Below are 15,923 nucleotides of genomic sequence, written 5' to 3' on the forward strand. Positions count from 1 at the left end.
CAACCTCCGGATGCTTCCCCAATCTTAAGGGAAAGCTCAGCCAAATGTAAGGACACGCTTAAGACTTGCGCCCTGCGCCGGCCCTAGCATCGCGCGTCGTCACTTCAGGAAGGTGTCGGACAACCCTTTCATCACGCTGTCATTTCAGTCGGCAGGCACTCGACGCCCGAATTTTGGCAAGGAGTTGGCCATGAGCATTTCAAAACGCCCGGCGATCCCGGCTTTCGCTTTCGTCATTCGCCAATACGACCTCAAGGTCCTGCTGAGCGTCGCCATCCTCACCCGCATTTTCCTCGTTGCCCTCTATCTTGCATCAGGCGGCCCGGGCCTGTCCGAAGCCGACCTCGCCAGCTCGATCGCGCTGCCATGAGCTCGGGCCCTGTCGAATGGTGCATCGACATCGCGATCATTATCGCGATCTGCATCGGGATTTTCCTGGCGGCGCATTCCCGCGTCACCGCGCCAGATCACGGATCTCGCCGCGCGCCTGCTGAACGGACCTCCTGCTTGCAGCGGTCCGCGAGTAACGCAGGCATCGCAACGCTACAGCAGGTCAGGCACCCTATTTGACCGGGGTGCCTTCCCGGCGCGTCCAGTCACCAATCGGCGCCGTAGTAGGGACGCCGGTAATAGCCATAGCTATCGCCGTAATATGGACGGTAGGGCCGATAGCTGTAGTAGCTGCGGTAGCCATAATAGCCGGGATAGCCATAGGCCGGCGCGTAGCCGTAGCTGGCCGGACCATAATCATAATAGGGACCGGGATATCCGTAACCATAGTACGGACCGCCGCCATAGTAGCCGTAGGGCGCGCTGCTGGCGATGGCGCCGCCGATGATGGCGCCGGCCGCAAGGGCGCCGAGACCCCAGCCCCAGCCGCGCGCGCCCCAGCCGCCGCGCCAATACACCTGCGTGGTGTCACTGCCGGCCACGGCCTTCATGGCTGCGACGTTGGTCGGCATCGGCGCCGCCGATGCCTGCTCCACCTGACCGGCGATCATCGCGACCGCCAGCGAGCCGGCAATTGCCGTTTTCCAGATACTCATCGTCTTAACTCCCTGTTTGACGTTTCGTTTGGAAAAGGATCGCGCGTAATGATCGGGCATCCTTGCGCTGAGTCAAAGCCCCGATTTCGCGTGCAGCGCACAAGACACCCACACTTGCCTCGATTGTGATCAGGCGGGGCCGCAAACGCTGCTTCTTGCCAGCCATGATCGACACCTCCGCTTCTGCGCGCGGATATGACACGGTTGCGACGCCCGGGGCCGTCGCCCGAAGCAAAAGCATTAAGCTTCCCGCGCGTTCGCAACCAACAACCACCTTTCCGATTTAGTATTCGTACCGCTACTATCGGTTCCAATGGCGCCGGGCCGAGAGGTCCCTCGCGACAAAAGGCCTCGGCCTGCGCCAGGCGTGAGTGGGAGGATGACATGAGTGCCGTCGGAAATGAGCCGCTCGCCCGCCAGGCCCTGGCATTCGTCCTGGCCGGCGGACGCGGCAGCCGGCTCCTGGAGTTGACCGACCGGCGCGCCAAGCCCGCGGTCTATTTCGGCGGCAAATCCCGCATCATCGATTTTGCCCTGTCCAATGCCGTGAACTCCGGTATCCGCCGCATCGCGGTCGCTACCCAGTACAAGGCGCACAGCCTGATCCGACATTTGCAGATGGGCTGGAATTTCTTCCGCCCCGAGCGCAACGAGAGCTTTGACATCCTGCCGGCAAGCCAGCGCGTCTCGGAGAGCATGTGGTATGTCGGCACGGCCGATGCGGTCTACCAGAACATCGACATCATCGAGGCGCACAACTCCCGCTTCATCGTGGTGCTGGCCGGCGACCACATCTACAAGATGGATTACGAGGTGATGCTACGGCAGCATGTCGAGAGCGGCGCCGACGTCACCGTCGGCTGCCTCGAAATGCCGCGCACGGAATCAAGTGGCTTCGGCATCATGCATGTCGACGAGAACGGCTGGATCCAGTCATTCCTCGAAAAGCCCGCCGATCCGCCGCCGATGCCGGGCAAGCCGGACGTCTCCCTCGCCAGCATGGGTATCTATGTGTTCAACACGAAATTCCTGTTCGAGGAGCTCAGGCGCGACGCCGAGGATCCGAATTCGAACCACGATTTCGGCAAGGACATCATCCCCTACATCGTGAAGAACGGCCGTGCGATCGCGCACCAGTTCTCGAGCTCCTGCGTCCGCTCCGGCAGTGACGGCGGCGCCTATTGGCGCGACGTCGGCACGGTCGACGCTTACTGGGCCGCCAATATCGATCTCACCGACGTGGTCCCGGAGCTCGACCTGTTCGACCGCGCCTGGCCGATCTGGTCCTATGCGGAGATCACGCCGCCTGCCAAATTCGTCCATGACGAGGAGAGCCGGCGCGGGCAGGCCGTGAGTTCGCTGGTCTCCGGTGGCTGCATCATCTCCGGCGCGTCGCTGCGCCGCTCGCTGCTGTTCACCGGTGTGCGCATCAACTCCTATGCCAATGTCGAGAACGCCGTGATCATGCCCTACGTAAACGTCGGCCGCGGCGCGCGTCTGAAGAATGTCGTGATCGACCGCGGCGTCGAGATCCCCGAGGGCCTTGTCGTCGGCGAGGATCCACCCTTTGATGCCCAGCGCTTCCGCACCACGGAACAGGGCATTTCGCTTATCACTCAGCCTATGCTCGACAGGCTCAATACATGACGCCTGTTCGCGTCCTCGCAGTCGCCTCTGAAGTCTACCCCATCGTCAAGACCGGCGGCCTCGCAGATGTCGCCGGCGCGCTGCCGATTGCGCTGAAGGCGCATGGCGTCGAGATGCACACGCTGATGCCGGGCTATCCCGACGTGATGCAGATGCTTTCGGGCGGGGACGAAATCCGGCGCTGGCCGGATTATTTCGGCGGATCCGGCCGCCTGCTCGCAGGCTCGCGCGACGGGCTCGATCTCTTCGTGCTCGACGTGCCTCATCTCTACGAGAGGCCGGGTAACCCTTACGTCACGGCCGACGGCGTCGACTGGCCGGACAACGGCGTGCGCTTTGCGGCGCTGTCGCGCGTGGCCGCGGATATCGGCCATGGGCTCGTCCCCGCGTTCGTGCCCGACATCGTGCACGCCCACGACTGGCAGGCGGCGCTCGCGCCCGCCTATCTGCACTATGACAACCGCCCACGGCCCGGCACCGTCATGACCATTCACAACATGGCCTTTCAGGGCAGGTTCGACCGCGAGCTGATCGGTGCAATCGGCCTGCCCTGGGGCTCCTTCGACGTCCGCGGCCTCGAATATTTCGGTGGCATCAGCTTCCTGAAAGCCGGCTTGCAATTCGCCGACCGCATCACCACGGTGTCGCCGACCTATGCGCAGGAGATCCAGAGCGATGATGGCGGCATGGGGCTCGGCGGCGTCCTTCGCGAGCGCGCGGACGTCTTGAGCGGCATTCTCAACGGCATCGACATATCGGTCTGGAATCCAGAGACCGACCCGCACATCGCCTATCGCTTCAGCGCGAAGGAGCTGGCGTTCCGGGCTGCGAACAAGGCCGCGCTTCAGCAGCAGTTCAATCTTAATTCCTCACCGGAGGTGCCTCTGCTTGGCGTGATCAGCCGTCTGTCGTGGCAGAAGGGCCTCGATCTCCTGCTCGAGGCTATACCGACCATTTTGAGCGAGGGCATGCAGCTCGCACTGCTCGGCAGCGGCGACCGCGATCTCCAGGACCGCTATCAGGCCGCCGCGCGTGCCAATCCGGGACGGATCGCGGTCGTGATCGGTTATGACGAGATCCTCGCCCATCTGATCCAGGCCGGCTCGGATGCGCTGATCGTGCCGTCGCGGTTCGAACCGTGCGGCCTGACCCAGCTCTGCGCGCTTCGCTATGGCGCCGTACCCATCGTCTCCCGCGTCGGCGGTCTCGAGGATACCATCGTCGATATCGGCGAGGCCGACTCGTCCGGCCACGATGCCACCGGCTTCAAGTTCGCACCCGTGACGGCGGAGGCCCTCGCGGGCACGCTGCGCAAGGCCAACACGACCTTCCACGACAAGCTGACCTGGCGGCGGCTGCAACTGAGCGGCCTTTCCACCGACGTCTCATGGCGTAACCGGGCGGGCGATTATGCCGCGCTCTACCGCGGCCTCATCGCCGCGCGCCGTCCGTGACGCATTTCGACTGACGCATCACCATCGTCGAATCCGTGCTATAGAGCCGGCATGGAACCCTTCGCGATCAAGCTGCTCGGCTTTGCCGCAGCAACCTGCACCACCGTCGCTTACGCGCCGCAATTCATCAAGGTCTGGAAGACCCGCTCGGCCGGGGACATCTCGCTCGGCATGTTCCTGGTCATGGTGCTGGGCTTGGCGCTCTGGCTCATCTATGGCCTGCTCAGCGGCGACGCCCCACTGGTCGCCGCCAACGCCATCACCATGGTGCTCGCCGGCGGCATCTTGTTCATGAAGCTGAAATACGGGTGAGCTTGCGCGATACGTAGGGCGAGTTAGCAGAAGGCGTAAGCCCCTAACTTCACTCGCGGCTCCATGGCGGATTATGCTAATCCGCCCTACGAATTCACCCGAACACATAAGACGCCATCGCGACGTTCGCGACTTCGTCGACGAAGATGCGCTGGCCGACATCACTGCCGGCGGCACCGGCGGCCACCATCAGCGGAAGCAGATGATCCTCGCGCGGATGCGCAAGGCGCGCACTCGGTGCATTCTGCCAGTCCACCAGCATGGCGTTGCGGCGCGCCGCATCCGGCTGGCTGATGGCTTCGTTCAGATAGGCTTCGAACTCATATGAGACCGGCTTCGATTCCGGCCGTCCGAAGCCGCGCATGTTGTGATAGGTGAGCCCGCTGCCGATGATCAGGATGCCCGCATCGCGCAGCGATGCGATCGCCTCTCCGACCCTGACGTGTTCGGCCGCGTCATAGCCCGACCTCAGCGACAACAGCACGATCGGCATGTCGGCGTTGGGGTACATCAATCCGAGCGGCACGAAGGTGCCGTGATCGAATCCCTGATTGGCGTCTTCCCGACAATCGAGGCCGGCGCGCGCGAGCAGCGCCTTGACCTCGGCTGCGAGTTCGGGCTGACCCGGCGCGGGATATTTCAGATGATAGGTGTGCTCGGGGAAGCCGTAATAATCGTACACCATCGGCGGATGCGCCGACGTCGACACGGTGAACGCGTCGGCCTCCCAATGGCCGGTGATGACGAGCGCGGCCTTGGGCTTTGCCGGTAGAAGCTGCGGCAGGCGGCTGAACTCCTGCGCGGTCTTGGCATATTGCACCCGCCTGTCCTCCATGAACGGCCAGGGACCGCCGCCATGCGACAGAAAGAAGGTTGGAAATCGCGTCATGGATGTCGGCTCGTCTGTTTCGCAACATGCGCGTGTCTCACCCGCGCCAGGGCGGTGAGCATAGGCAAACCCGTATGGTTAGCAAGCCGTTAACGATTTGCCGCCCAAAATCCCTGATGTGGCCGAAGCACTCGGCCAGAAGACAAGCAGGACGTAAGATGAGGAAGTTTTCGCTGGGGGACGTCGTCAACAGTGACAAGGGCCGCCGCGGCGTCGTCCGCGCCGCCTTCAAGTCGAGGGAGGGCCAGCAGTTCTACGCCGTCGAGAAGGACGGCGCGATGGACTATCTGGAGGAAGACCGGCTGACGCCGGCGCCCCGCGTCGAACTCGCGGCATAAATTCAACTCCCCGTTCAGGACTCTAAAGCGTGATGAAATTAGGTTCGGTCGGCTGTCCGGGGTCCACCTCTCCCCAGCGGGGAGAGGTCGGATTGCGTGTGGCGATGCGAAGCATCGTCCAGTGCAATCCGGGTGAGGGGCCGCAGCGCTCAGTGAGACTGTAACCCCTCACCCGGATCGCATCTTTCGATGCGACATAGCCGAAGCACCGCTTCGGCGTCCTTTAATTCAAGAACGGCCGCCAAAGGCGGCCTATGCCTCTCCCTGCGGGAGAGGTGTTCTGAGTTCTCGGCTCGCATCGATTCAACCAAAACTCATTCCGCTTTAGTGCGCGAAGTGGTCCAGACGCTCCGACCAGGGGTCGTCGCCGCTTGCGATGCGATCATTCGTGATCAGCAGGATGCGATCGTCCTTTGCGGCCGCATCCCAGTGCGGCAGATCAGGGCCGTTGGGGTCGCCGGTCCTGGCGAAGTTGATCCAGTAGGCGCGCAAGCGGCTCGCGATCTCGCGATCCCGTCGCGTGAACATGCCGGCACCGGGCACGCCCTCCGCGCCGAAGATGAACTGCAGCTCACGGCCGTGCCCCTCCTCCGGACTTCCGCGCCGGGCTTCGGGGATGTAGGCGAAGCGATAGCGAAACGTCGGCGCGCCGCTTGCAGCATGCAGGCGCGCCAGCATCCTCACCGGCTCGGAGAAGACCTTGTCGGTGTAGAACCGCGCCGCGAGGTCCGGCGATCTCGCGACGTCTGGATAGAGCTTGCGCAGCTCATCGATGCCACCGCCAGATGACGCAAGCTCTTCCTTGATATCGAGCTCGCCGCCGAACCGCGTCTCGTCGTCGTTCGAGCCGATGATCAGGGGAATGCGGCTTTCGTGTCCGCTCGCAAAGCCAGCAGCGATATCTTCTGTCGCCAGGATTCCATCGATCATCGGCAGGAAGCTACGGGCGGATATTGCGAGCAGTTTCTTTTCGGCGGCAAGCAGCTGTCCGGGCTCGATCGCGCGCGGATCGACTTCCTTGCCGTTCCGCCCGAGCGCCGCGACGAATTGCCGGCCGACGGCCTCCGCCTCTTGCGGCGAACGCAGGCGCACGCGTCCGGGGACCGATTGAAGGATGGCTTTCTGGAACAAGCCCTGGGCTTGTCCGCAAAGCATCAACAGCGCGATCGACGTCGCGCCTGCGCCGCTGCCGAACAGGGTGACGTTGCTTGGATCGCCGCCGAACGCTGCCATGTTGTTGTGGACCCAATGCAGCGCCGCGATCTGGTCCATCAGCCCGAAATTGCCGGAGCCGCCGTCCGGCACCGCGGGATGCGTGATCCAGCCGAGCGCACCGAGGCGATAATTCACGGTCACCACGATGAGGCCGGCCTGCGCGAGCTTCGCGCCGTCGAACAGTGCATCGTTGGCAGTGCCCGTGAAGAAGGCGCCGCCGTGTATGAACACCATCACCGGCAGCGGTCCGTCGACCCCGAAGGGGCGAAACACGTTGAGCGTGAGGCAATCCTCGCTCGCGCCCGGCAGCGACGGCTGGAGACAAGGCGCGCCGTAGTCATAGGCGGTGCGCATCTCCGAGCTCTCGGGCGTTGCCTGCGGCGGGCGCCAGCGTAGCGGGCCGACCGGCGGCTCCGCGTAGGCAAGCCCCTTGAAGGAGGCGACCTCGCCTTCGACGGCGCCGAGCATCTGTCCTTCGCGCGTGAGCGCAAACGCAAACTGTCCGACCGCCTGGGCCAGGCCGGGGCCAGCGCAGCAAAGGAGAGCGGAAGCCAGAGCGAGCGCAGGCAAGGACCGCATCTTGGGGGATCTCGATGCGCGGAATGGTTCCCTAAGAGGTTACGTCCGCCACCTGCGGCGAAGCAAGCCTCACGCGGTAGTCTTACCTCGCCCCGCTTGCGGGGAGAGGTCGGAATGCGCGCGGAACGCGCGGATTCCGGGTGAGGGGGACTCTCCACGAGTCCAACTGTCACCGTCCCTGTGGAGACTCCCCCTCACCCCAACCCTCTCCCCGCAAGCGGGGCGAGGGAGCGCATCGTCATCGCGGCCACAGCTCAACTTGATCGCGTCACGAGCTTAGTTGCCCTTGCTGGTGAGGTCCGCCAGCGCGCGACGCGCGACGATGCCGAGCTCACCGAGCGTGGCGTGTCCGGATTGCGCCGCATCGATCAGGCGCTCCGCGATGAACCTGCGGCTGTCGTGATCGCCGCCGTGCGGCAACTGGCGGCACGTCTCCTCCAGGACGACGTCCATGTTGGCTTTGGTTCGCTCAGTCAACTCGGTCATGGCGCTCGTTACGCATGGACAACGGAGACAGCATACACAGAAGGTATCGGCCTGATTAGTCCGGAAAATCACGCATACGGCGCCGTTGTGCGCCGCGATGCGTGTATCGCCGCACCATTTGCGTTGCCGCCGTGCCGCCGCAAACGGCTACCGAAGATTGAATTTGCTCTGATGACAAGCCGAGCCTGCGGCGCTAGCCTGCCGGCAAAACAAAATGCACGGGAGGAATGCCATGCCTGACGCAATGGTCGATGCACGTGCTTCTGGCGCGGCGAACGAAGCCACCCAGCAGGTCGATGTCGCCGTGGTCGGCGCCGGCTTCGCCGGCCTCTATCTCCTGCATCGCCTGCGCAAGGCCGGCTTCACGACGGTCGCCCTGGAAGAGGCCGGGGACGTCGGCGGCACCTGGTACTGGAACCGCTATCCCGGCGCGCGCTGCGATATCCAGACCATCGACTACAGCTACACCTTCGATCCGGAACTCGAGACGGCCTGGACCTGGTCGGAGAAATACGCGACCCAGCCGGAGATCCTGCGCTATCTCGGTTTCGTCGCCGACCGCTACGATCTGCGTCGCGACATCCGCTTCAGGACCAAGGTCACGGAAGCCAAGTGGGACGAAGCGGCCGAACGCTGGCGGCTCACCACCGACCATGGCGCGTCCGTCTCCTGCCGCTATTACATCATGGCGACCGGATGCCTCTCCGCGCCAAAACCGCCGGAGATCGACGGCGTCAAGGACTTCGAGGGCGAGGTCTATTTCACCGGGCGCTGGCCGCATAGCGGGGTCAACCTTGCCGGCAAGCGCGTCGCGGTGATCGGCACGGGCTCTTCCGGCATCCAGTCGATCCCGCTGATCGCCGAGCAGGCCGCGCATCTCACCGTGTTCCAGCGCACGCCGAATTTCGCGCTGCCCGCGCATAACGGGCCGGCACCGGACGAGCGCATGAGCCTGTTGCAGGGCGACCGCGCCGCCTATCGCGAGCAGGCGCGCCAGTCGATGACAGGCGTCCCCTATCCGCAGCAGATGGCCGTGAGCTGGCAACTGAGCGACGCAGAACGTCGCCTGCGTTTTGAGGAGGCGTGGGGCAAAGGCGATCTCGTCTACATCCTGACGCAGCTCTGGGCCGATCAGGGCGCCGACCTCGACGGCAACAACATCGTCTCGGACCTGATCCGCGAGAAGATCCGCGCCGCAGTCAAGGACCCCGAAACCGCCGCAGCGCTCACGCCGCACGACCATCCCTTCGGCGCAAAGCGTCCCTGCCTCGATACCAACTACTACGCGACCTACAACCGGCCGAACGTCACGCTGGTCAATCTGCGCCAGGAGCCGATCAAGGCAATCACCGCTGACAGCATCTCGACCGACAAGCGCAGCTTCGACGTCGACGTGATCGTGTTCGCGACCGGCTTCGACGCCATGACCGGTGCGATCCGGGCCGTGCATCCGATCACGGGACGCGGCGGCAAATCGCTGTCCGACGTCTGGGCGCAGGGACCACAGACCTATCTCGGGCTCACGGTCGCGGGCTTCCCGAACTTCTTCATGATCACGGGACCCGGCAGCCCGTCGGTGCTGTCGAACATGGCGGTGTCGATCGAGCAGCATGTCGACTGGATCGTCGACCGGCTCGCAGCACTGCGCGACGCCGGCTTCTCTACGATCGAGGCCACCGATGCGGCGCAGGCGGGCTGGGGCCAGCATATGGCCGACTGTTCGATGCTGACGCTGCACCGGCTCGCCAACACCTGGTACACGGGCGCCAACGTGCCCGGCAAGGTGCACGCCCTGATGCCCTATACCGGCGGCGTCGGCCCCTACCGCAGCATCTGCGACGAGGTCGTCAGCCGCGGCATGCTCGGCTTCAAGCTCACCGGCGCTGGCGGCGCCGCGCAGTGCAATGACGGCGAAGTGGTGCGCCTGCAACCGGATGTGCGGCTGGTGCTGAATCTGCTCGGGCAGTTGAACCTGCCGCCGATCGAGTCGATGGGCGCACTCGGCGCCCGCGCTTTCGTCAACGAGTTCAACAAGAGCCGTCCAGCGGGACGGCCTATCGGCGAAATCGTCGACGGCACCCTGCCCGGCAGCGACGGTCCGCTGCCCTATCGCCTCTACCGGCCGGCAACGCCGGGGCCGCATCCGGTCGTGGTCTATTTCCATGGCGGCGGCTGGGTGCTCGGCGACGAGCAGTCCGATCATCCGTTCTGCCGCGACATGGTGCGGCGGACCGACATGATCTTCGTCAGCGTCGGCTATCGCCACGCGCCCGAGCACCGCTTCCCGACTGCGGCCGAAGATGGCTATGCGGCGACGCGCTGGATCGCGGAGCACGTGGCAGAGCTCGGCGGCACGCCCGGTGCCGTGCTGGTTGCGGGCTGGAGCGCCGGCGGCAACGTCGCCGCCGTCACCTGCCAGCTCGCGCGCGACCGCGGCGGCCCGGAGATCGCCGGCCAGCTCCTGATATGCCCGGTCACCGACTGCACCTTCGACCGCCCGTCCTACAATGACAATGCGACCGGCTATTTCCTGACGCGCTCGCTGATGTACTGGTTCTGGGACCTCTACTGCTCGCCGGCCGACCGCACCAATCCGCGCGTCTCGCCGCTGCGCGGCCAAGTCGCGGGCCTGCCGCCGGCCTTCATCGTCACCTGCGAGTTCGATCCCCTGCGCGACGAAGGTATCGCCTATGCTGAGGCACTCTCCGCCGCCGGCGTTCCGGTCGAGCAGCTCAAGGCACGCGGCCATTTCCACTCGTCCTTCACGATGGTGGACGTGGTGATCACCGGCGTGCAGGGCCGGGTGCAGATGGCCGAGGCGTTGCGACGCTTTGCCGGGCTTCCGCCGGAGGTGCGGCGTGGCGACGAGAACAGCCACGATCATGCGAGCCCGGGGCACAAGATCGCGGCGGCCGCGAGCTGACCGGCAGCGGACGCCGGGAACCATCTCCCGGCAGCCGCGTTAGAAGTTTGTGGCATTGAGATGCAGCGATAGGTGTGTGGGCCCCGGCACGCAAAGCACGCGTGCGGGGGTTCTTTTTTGCCTGAGGGGGAAAACGATGGGGGACTCGCCTTTCAGGGATTCCAAGGTCAACTTCGGCGCAGCCGCCGTGCTGCACAAATGGCCCTCGCTCGGAAATCAGCGACGGCCGGATCGTACCTCCTACCCGGTGATCGAAGGCACGCTCGACCAATGCATCTCGGCCTTCATGGACAAGCCTGCCGCGACACGGCATCTCTATGATATCCACGCCACGCCGCAGCCGCCGCTGGTCACGGCGATCCTGTCGCCCGAGCACATCGCCGAACTGTCGCGCTTACGGGAATTTCTCTGATCGCGTGCCGCGGCCGTCGTTTACACGACGTACGACAAGCTTTCGTGACAGTAGGAACCTTATCCCGGCACTTCCCGTTGTTGCTGATCGAAAAGGCGTGAGTGCCTGCGATGCCTGAAGCCGGCGTATCATCCCCGATCGTGCCTTATGGCGCCGATCAAACCATGTTCGTGGTGATCGATCGTCTCGACAAGGCGACTGAAATCCGTATCGAGCGAAACGATATCGAAGCGACGATCGACGAGCTCGTCGCCGGCTGCTTCAACGATCCTGTCCGCGTGATTTCCTTCAACACGCTCGAACATTGGATGAAGGACATCTCGACCGAAATCGCCGGCGAAATCCGGGCGCGCTGCGATATCGACGGTGTCACGTTGCCCGACTATCTCAGCGATTTCGTCGAGAACTACAGCCACACCTGATCTTCCTCGTTCGCGTTAACGCGGCCGACGCCGCATGCACGAAGAAAGCGTCGCTTCCGCGGCGCTTTTCGTGTGTGCCAATCTCAGTGGTGCCAGAACAATGCCAGCAGCAGGATGATCGGCAGCGGCACGCCAAACAACCAAAGCAAAGCACCTCGTCCAAAGCCTATAGCTCTCTCCTCCTCTTGCATCGACCAGATGACGCCGGGAGGGATGCGACGTTCCGCGCCGAATGGCGGGGCCGAATGCGCTCAGGGCATGGTTTGCGAGCGTTATGCGCGCCGATGCTTGCCGGCGATGACCTCGATCTCGCGCCGGCGTTCGCCCGCGAAGGTCAGAAGCTTTTCGATCGTTCGCGTATCCGTGATCCGTTTGGCCAGCCGCTCGGCGCGCGCGGCCTGATCTTCGAGATACTGGATCGTGTTCAAGCGCCGCCTCCTCGAGAGCCCCGATTTGTTGGGCACCCATGGTGCGTCAGAGCGGCTAACAGGCGGTTAAGCGCGGCGCATTCGGGCAGCCGCAGATTCCGAACATGTTATTGCACGACATCAAGCCTGACGTTGGCGACGCCCTTGTCCACCATGCCGAGCGCCTCGGCGGCGGAATGGGAGACGTCGACAACGCGCCCGCGGACATAGGGCCCGCGATCGTTGACCCTGACGGTGACAGAACGGCCGCTGGAGACGTCGGTGACGCGCAGGCGCGTTCCGAACGGCAAGGTCGGATGCGCCGCGGTCAATTCGTTCTTGTCGAACTTCTCGCCACTCGCGGTCTCCGTATCCGAGTAGAAGCTGGCAACGCCGCGCGAGGCCGCTTGCGTCGCGCTCCCGGCATTGCCAGCGACACGCGTCCGGATGACCGGCCGCCGATGCAAGGCTGCTACTGCGTGCGGCTTGTGTGGCCGCTCGACTGCGGCCTGCCGGCTGGTGCCGACGAACCCGGAGGCCGCCTGGCGGCCGGCCGGAGATTGCGCACACGCAGCGAGCGAAGCGGCGCCAAGCGCGGCGAGCAGAAGACGGGCCGGCTGTCGGCACGAGGTTGCGAGGGAAATCCGGGCACTTTCGACACGTGCAAAGCGAGACATGGTACGCCCCTCCGAACAACCTTAAGTTCGGCGTGCAATGGGGGCAGAACCTTGTCGGAAGGAAAGCAGGCCTGCGGCGGCGGTCGTTTCGCGCCGACTGTGACGATTCCACCACAGTCGCACGTCCTGAACAGGGACGGGACGCCTGGAACTCAGCGCAACACGACGCGCCACGTCAACGCGCGAGTGCCCTGCCGGGCTTGCGGGACTGCGCATCCTCCCTGAGGACCCGCGCGAGCTCGCGCCAATAGAGCCACCGCCAGCTCGTCTTCAGGCTGGCGAGAAAGTCGAGCTCTCGTTGTGTCAATGTGCACATCACGAACCCGATTGGTTGCAACGGTACGCGGTCAGCCGACGAGGCCTCCGATCGGCCTTACGTCGGCGCTCTCGGGGAAGACGGTGCCGGCGAGCAAGTTTTCCTCGACGCGCAGGTGATCCCCGAGCAGGCCCTTCAGCACCGCGCGCAGATCAGTGGTCGGCTTGAGGTCGCGGTCCTCGAAGAGTTGCGCGGGTTTCAGTCCCGGCCAGTCGGCGATCACGCGGCCGCCTGCGAGCGCGCCGCCGACGAGAAAGGCGACAGTCCCCGTGCCGTGGTCCGTCCCTTGCGTGCCATTGATGCGCGCAGTGCGTCCGAACTCGGTGACCACGGCGACCACGGTCTCGTGCCAGACCTCGCCCATGTTGCTCTCGATCGCGGCGAACGCGCCGTCGAGCGCGCCGAGCAAGTTGTAGAGCTGGCCCGCGGCAGCGCCTTCGGCGATGTGCGTGTCCCAGCCGACGAAGCCCATGGCGCCGACGCGCGGGCCGTCGGGTTTTGCGAGGTAGCGCGCGGCAGTGCCGGCAGCATCCGCGAAATAGGCGCGCACGCGCGCGATGCCCGGGGGCGCCAGCGTCGGATCGTCCGACATCGGATCGCCCATCGCGGGCGTACCGTCAAGCGAAGCCAGCTTCATCCGCGCCTGGAGCACGCTCGCGAGCTTCGGGTCGGTGTGCTGGTAGAGATCGAGCAGGCGGTTCTGCGTGTCCACACTCGCCGGCAGCAACTTCTGCGGCACCCATGTCATGACCGGCGCGGAGCCGCGGACCACGAGCGGCGTCACCGAACCGATGCCGAGCGCGCGGCTGCCGCGCGGGTCGACGCGCCCACCCGACTCCAGCGCGAACAGCGCGCGGTTGAGCCATCCCGAACCGGTCGCGCCGGGCCTGACGAGTCCGCTCTCCAGCACATCCTGGCCGTCGAAATGCGATCGCTCGCGATAGGGCGTCGCCGTGGCGTGGACGATCGAGGCCTGCTTGCTCCTGTAAAGCCGATGCAGGTTCGGCATCGCCGGATTGAGCGCGAAGAAAGAATCGAGCGGCAGCGCGGGCATCTTGCCGTCCAGCACCAGCGCGCGATCGCCGCGCAAGGAGATCCAGTCGGGATCGCCAACCGGCGCGACCGCACCAAGTCCGTCGAGCGCGCCGCGCAGGATGATGACGAGCAGGCGCGGATCGCGCCCCTCGGCGCGCGCGAGCCGCGGCATCTGGCCCCAGGCAAACAGCGCACCGGAGCCGACCAGGAGCTCGCGCCGCGTGGGCAGGTGATGGACGAAGCTCATGTTCACCTCCTCTGGAAATCCGCCGACATGAACAACAGCGCCAGCGCCTGCTGCCGGCTTTCGGCGCGGTCGACCGCCTGCTTCACCTCGCCCGCGACTTCGGATGCGAAGACGTTCTCGATGATCGCCTGCGGGTCGGCGATCCCTGCCACGCGCTCGGCAAAATAGTTGGCGACGTCGAGCCGCCGTCCGACCCCATCGATCCAGCTTGCCTCGTCGTCGGGATACCCCTTTGGTGAGGACGGACGCCACAGCGCCTCACCAAGCAGCTCCTGGCCCCCGGTGTAGCGCACCGGATCAACCTGCGTGATGCCGGTCGCGCGCACCATGCCGACGACCCACTCGCCGGGACGCTTGAGCTTCGACGGCGGCCCACGCCACGCCTCGTCCGAGGACACCATCGCGATCGCGACCTGCTTGAGGTCGCCTTCGGTGTCGCGAAACGTCTTCGCCATCTGCTCGACCAGCGTCGGCGGCGGCTCATCGGCGACGAAATGGTGCGCGAGCTTTGTCGCGACATGGGTTGCGGTCGCCGGATGCGCGGCGAGGTCGCGCAACACGGCGCGGCCCTGCTCGACATCCTCCTGATCGTAGCGCTTGCCGAGCACGGTCTGCCCGCCGGGCTCGTGCAGCCGCGGGTTGAAGGTGAACTCGCCGCCGTGCTGGGGATCGACGCCGGGCGGCACCAGCGTCCAGCCGGTCAGAACATTGGCGAAGCTGATGACGTCGTCCTGGGTGTAGCCGGTGCGAACACCCAGCGTGTGCAGCTCCATCGTCTCCCGCGCGAAATTCTCGTTCAGGCCACGGCTGCGGTTGATGCCCGCGGTCGAGTTCGCCCCCATCGAGTCGAGATTGTCGAGATAGAACAGCATCGCCGGATGGCTCTCCACGGCCATGAGCAGATCCACGAAGCGACCGAGCGCATTGGCGCGAACGGTCTCACGCTCGTAGGCGCCAGACATGCTCTGGATCTTGTTGGCCGAGACGCAGAAATGATTGGACCAGAACCACACCAGCCGCTCGGCGAAGCCAATGTCAGCGGCCAGTGCGGCCTCGGTGCGCACCTTGGCTTCCTGCAAATAGATCGGACGTCCGGGGTCCGGAATGGCTTCGGCAGCCTTCTTCGCCGCCATCTCGGCAGCGTCCTTCTCCTCGCTCTGGCCCTGCGCTTGGCCTTGCGTTTGACCTTGGATCTGCGCCTGAGCCTGCCCCTGATTTTGATGCTCCGACATCGCGGGCGCCGCGGCCATCTGCTGCTTCTTGGCCTGCTGCTGGGCCTGCTTCGCGCGCGCCGTTCGCCGCGCATTGGCGTCCGCCACGGTGCGGAAAGCCTTTGCGCTGGAGGGCAGCCCGGCCGCAGCGGCGAGCGCCAGGGGCCGGTTGAGCTCGGCAATCAGCGCGCCGCGCGGATCAGTGCCAAGAGCGGCGATCGATCCGGGTCGGGGCCCCATCCCGAAGCGATGAAGGGCCAGCACAGCTTCGGCTTTTGCAGAATTGCTCATGGCGAGTGCCCAATTC

At 65.0% G+C, this 15,923-nt stretch carries 17 protein-coding genes; 8 read left to right on the plus strand and 9 right to left on the minus strand.

Going from position 1 to position 15,923, the window contains the following annotated elements; genetic code table 11:
- Positions 1-190 precede the first annotated feature (190 nt).
- Positions 191-370 (plus strand): hypothetical protein, encoded by a 180-nt coding sequence (locus AYJ54_RS30525; RefSeq protein WP_063704931.1) that lies wholly within the window; start codon positions 191-193, stop codon positions 368-370.
- Positions 371-596: 226 nt separating this feature from the next.
- On the opposite strand, the gene AYJ54_RS30530 is transcribed toward AYJ54_RS30525, so the two are convergent.
- The gene (locus tag AYJ54_RS30530) at positions 597-1,046 is read right to left on the minus strand and encodes a hypothetical protein (RefSeq protein ID WP_063704933.1); all 450 of its coding nucleotides are present in this window, start codon (positions 1,044-1,046) and stop codon (positions 597-599) included.
- 384 nt (positions 1,047-1,430) lie between these two features.
- On the opposite strand from AYJ54_RS30530, the gene glgC reads away from it, so the two are divergent.
- Genes glgC through AYJ54_RS30545 form a run of 3 tightly spaced genes read left to right on the plus strand, consistent with a single transcriptional unit; the run spans position 1,431 to position 4,459 of the window.
- On the plus strand, positions 1,431-2,693 hold the full coding sequence (gene glgC / locus AYJ54_RS30535) for a glucose-1-phosphate adenylyltransferase (protein WP_063704935.1): 1,263 nt from the start codon (positions 1,431-1,433) through the stop codon (positions 2,691-2,693).
- Positions 2,690-4,147, plus strand: a complete 1,458-nt coding sequence (gene glgA, locus AYJ54_RS30540) for a glycogen synthase GlgA (protein WP_063704937.1) — start codon at positions 2,690-2,692, stop codon at positions 4,145-4,147. Before glgC ends, glgA begins: the two co-directional genes overlap by 4 nt.
- Positions 4,148-4,198: 51 nt before the next feature.
- On the plus strand, positions 4,199-4,459 hold the full coding sequence (locus AYJ54_RS30545; RefSeq protein ID WP_063704939.1) for a SemiSWEET transporter: 261 nt from the start codon (positions 4,199-4,201) through the stop codon (positions 4,457-4,459).
- 94 nt (positions 4,460-4,553) lie between these two features.
- On the opposite strand, the gene AYJ54_RS30550 is transcribed toward AYJ54_RS30545, so the two are convergent.
- Entirely contained in the window at positions 4,554-5,348 is a 795-nt protein-coding gene (locus AYJ54_RS30550; RefSeq protein ID WP_063704941.1) for a DODA-type extradiol aromatic ring-opening family dioxygenase, read from the minus strand.
- A gap of 158 nt (positions 5,349-5,506) precedes the next feature.
- Here AYJ54_RS30550 and AYJ54_RS30555 point away from each other — a divergent pair, with 158 nt between their 5' ends.
- Positions 5,507-5,686 carry a hypothetical protein gene (locus AYJ54_RS30555; RefSeq protein ID WP_027551297.1) on the plus strand — a complete coding sequence of 60 codons (180 nt, stop codon included), beginning with the start codon at positions 5,507-5,509 and terminating at the stop codon, positions 5,684-5,686.
- A gap of 324 nt (positions 5,687-6,010) precedes the next feature.
- Here the strand turns inward: AYJ54_RS30555 and AYJ54_RS30560 are convergent, their stop codons facing one another.
- A complete protein-coding gene (locus tag AYJ54_RS30560) occupies positions 6,011-7,480 on the minus strand; it encodes a carboxylesterase/lipase family protein (protein WP_063704943.1) in 1,470 nt (489 codons plus the stop codon).
- A gap of 276 nt (positions 7,481-7,756) precedes the next feature.
- Positions 7,757-7,966, minus strand: a complete 210-nt coding sequence (locus tag AYJ54_RS30565) for a hypothetical protein (protein ID WP_063704944.1) — start codon at positions 7,964-7,966, stop codon at positions 7,757-7,759.
- Positions 7,967-8,198: 232 nt separating this feature from the next.
- On the opposite strand from AYJ54_RS30565, the gene AYJ54_RS30570 reads away from it, so the two are divergent.
- The 3 genes from AYJ54_RS30570 to AYJ54_RS30580 all read left to right on the plus strand — a co-directional run bounded on the left by AYJ54_RS30570 (position 8,199) and on the right by AYJ54_RS30580 (position 11,723).
- The gene (locus tag AYJ54_RS30570) at positions 8,199-10,889 is read left to right on the plus strand and encodes a flavin-containing monooxygenase (RefSeq protein WP_063704946.1); all 2,691 of its coding nucleotides are present in this window, start codon (positions 8,199-8,201) and stop codon (positions 10,887-10,889) included.
- Positions 10,890-11,025: 136 nt separating this feature from the next.
- The gene (locus AYJ54_RS30575; protein ID WP_063704948.1) at positions 11,026-11,301 is read left to right on the plus strand and encodes a hypothetical protein; all 276 of its coding nucleotides are present in this window, start codon (positions 11,026-11,028) and stop codon (positions 11,299-11,301) included.
- Between the two features lie 110 nt (positions 11,302-11,411).
- Positions 11,412-11,723 (plus strand): hypothetical protein, encoded by a 312-nt coding sequence (locus AYJ54_RS30580; RefSeq protein ID WP_063704950.1) that lies wholly within the window; start codon positions 11,412-11,414, stop codon positions 11,721-11,723.
- Between the two features lie 272 nt (positions 11,724-11,995).
- On the opposite strand, the gene AYJ54_RS51515 is transcribed toward AYJ54_RS30580, so the two are convergent.
- The 5 genes from AYJ54_RS51515 to AYJ54_RS30595 all read right to left on the minus strand — a co-directional run bounded on the left by AYJ54_RS51515 (position 11,996) and on the right by AYJ54_RS30595 (position 15,907).
- Complete coding sequence (locus tag AYJ54_RS51515) at positions 11,996-12,151, minus strand: hypothetical protein (protein WP_201724280.1); 156 nt, start codon at positions 12,149-12,151, stop codon at positions 11,996-11,998.
- 107 nt (positions 12,152-12,258) lie between these two features.
- Positions 12,259-12,807, minus strand: coding sequence for a septal ring lytic transglycosylase RlpA family protein (locus AYJ54_RS30585; RefSeq protein WP_063704952.1), 549 nt, complete (start codon positions 12,805-12,807; stop codon positions 12,259-12,261).
- A gap of 175 nt (positions 12,808-12,982) precedes the next feature.
- Positions 12,983-13,123, minus strand: a complete 141-nt coding sequence (locus AYJ54_RS51520; RefSeq protein WP_201724281.1) for a hypothetical protein — start codon at positions 13,121-13,123, stop codon at positions 12,983-12,985.
- A gap of 31 nt (positions 13,124-13,154) precedes the next feature.
- Positions 13,155-14,405, minus strand: a complete 1,251-nt coding sequence (locus AYJ54_RS30590) for a DUF1501 domain-containing protein (RefSeq protein WP_063704954.1) — start codon at positions 14,403-14,405, stop codon at positions 13,155-13,157.
- A gap of 2 nt (positions 14,406-14,407) precedes the next feature.
- Positions 14,408-15,907 carry a DUF1800 domain-containing protein gene (locus tag AYJ54_RS30595; RefSeq protein ID WP_063705065.1) on the minus strand — a complete coding sequence of 500 codons (1,500 nt, stop codon included), beginning with the start codon at positions 15,905-15,907 and terminating at the stop codon, positions 14,408-14,410.
- Positions 15,908-15,923: the final 16 nt, after the last annotated feature.

Origin of the sequence: Bradyrhizobium centrolobii (assembly GCF_001641635.1) — a bacterium.
Lineage (GTDB): Bacteria > Pseudomonadota > Alphaproteobacteria > Rhizobiales > Xanthobacteraceae > Bradyrhizobium > Bradyrhizobium centrolobii.

Coding starts and splice junctions, on each gene's coding strand:
- AYJ54_RS30525 (WP_063704931.1), top strand. CDS start 191: ATGAGCATTTCAAAACGCCCGGCGATCCCGGCTTTCGCTTTCGTCATT.
- AYJ54_RS30530 (WP_063704933.1), bottom strand. CDS start 1,046: ATGAGTATCTGGAAAACGGCAATTGCCGGCTCGCTGGCGGTCGCGATG.
- glgC (WP_063704935.1), top strand. CDS start 1,431: ATGAGTGCCGTCGGAAATGAGCCGCTCGCCCGCCAGGCCCTGGCATTC.
- glgA (WP_063704937.1), top strand. CDS start 2,690: ATGACGCCTGTTCGCGTCCTCGCAGTCGCCTCTGAAGTCTACCCCATC.
- AYJ54_RS30545 (WP_063704939.1), top strand. CDS start 4,199: ATGGAACCCTTCGCGATCAAGCTGCTCGGCTTTGCCGCAGCAACCTGC.
- AYJ54_RS30550 (WP_063704941.1), bottom strand. CDS start 5,348: ATGACGCGATTTCCAACCTTCTTTCTGTCGCATGGCGGCGGTCCCTGG.
- AYJ54_RS30555 (WP_027551297.1), top strand. CDS start 5,507: ATGAGGAAGTTTTCGCTGGGGGACGTCGTCAACAGTGACAAGGGCCGC.
- AYJ54_RS30560 (WP_063704943.1), bottom strand. CDS start 7,480: ATGCGGTCCTTGCCTGCGCTCGCTCTGGCTTCCGCTCTCCTTTGCTGC.
- AYJ54_RS30565 (WP_063704944.1), bottom strand. CDS start 7,966: ATGACCGAGTTGACTGAGCGAACCAAAGCCAACATGGACGTCGTCCTG.
- AYJ54_RS30570 (WP_063704946.1), top strand. CDS start 8,199: ATGCCTGACGCAATGGTCGATGCACGTGCTTCTGGCGCGGCGAACGAA.
- AYJ54_RS30575 (WP_063704948.1), top strand. CDS start 11,026: ATGGGGGACTCGCCTTTCAGGGATTCCAAGGTCAACTTCGGCGCAGCC.
- AYJ54_RS30580 (WP_063704950.1), top strand. CDS start 11,412: ATGCCTGAAGCCGGCGTATCATCCCCGATCGTGCCTTATGGCGCCGAT.
- AYJ54_RS30585 (WP_063704952.1), bottom strand. CDS start 12,807: ATGTCTCGCTTTGCACGTGTCGAAAGTGCCCGGATTTCCCTCGCAACC.
- AYJ54_RS51520 (WP_201724281.1), bottom strand. CDS start 13,123: ATGTGCACATTGACACAACGAGAGCTCGACTTTCTCGCCAGCCTGAAG.
- AYJ54_RS30590 (WP_063704954.1), bottom strand. CDS start 14,405: ATGAGCTTCGTCCATCACCTGCCCACGCGGCGCGAGCTCCTGGTCGGC.
- AYJ54_RS30595 (WP_063705065.1), bottom strand. CDS start 15,907: ATGAGCAATTCTGCAAAAGCCGAAGCTGTGCTGGCCCTTCATCGCTTC.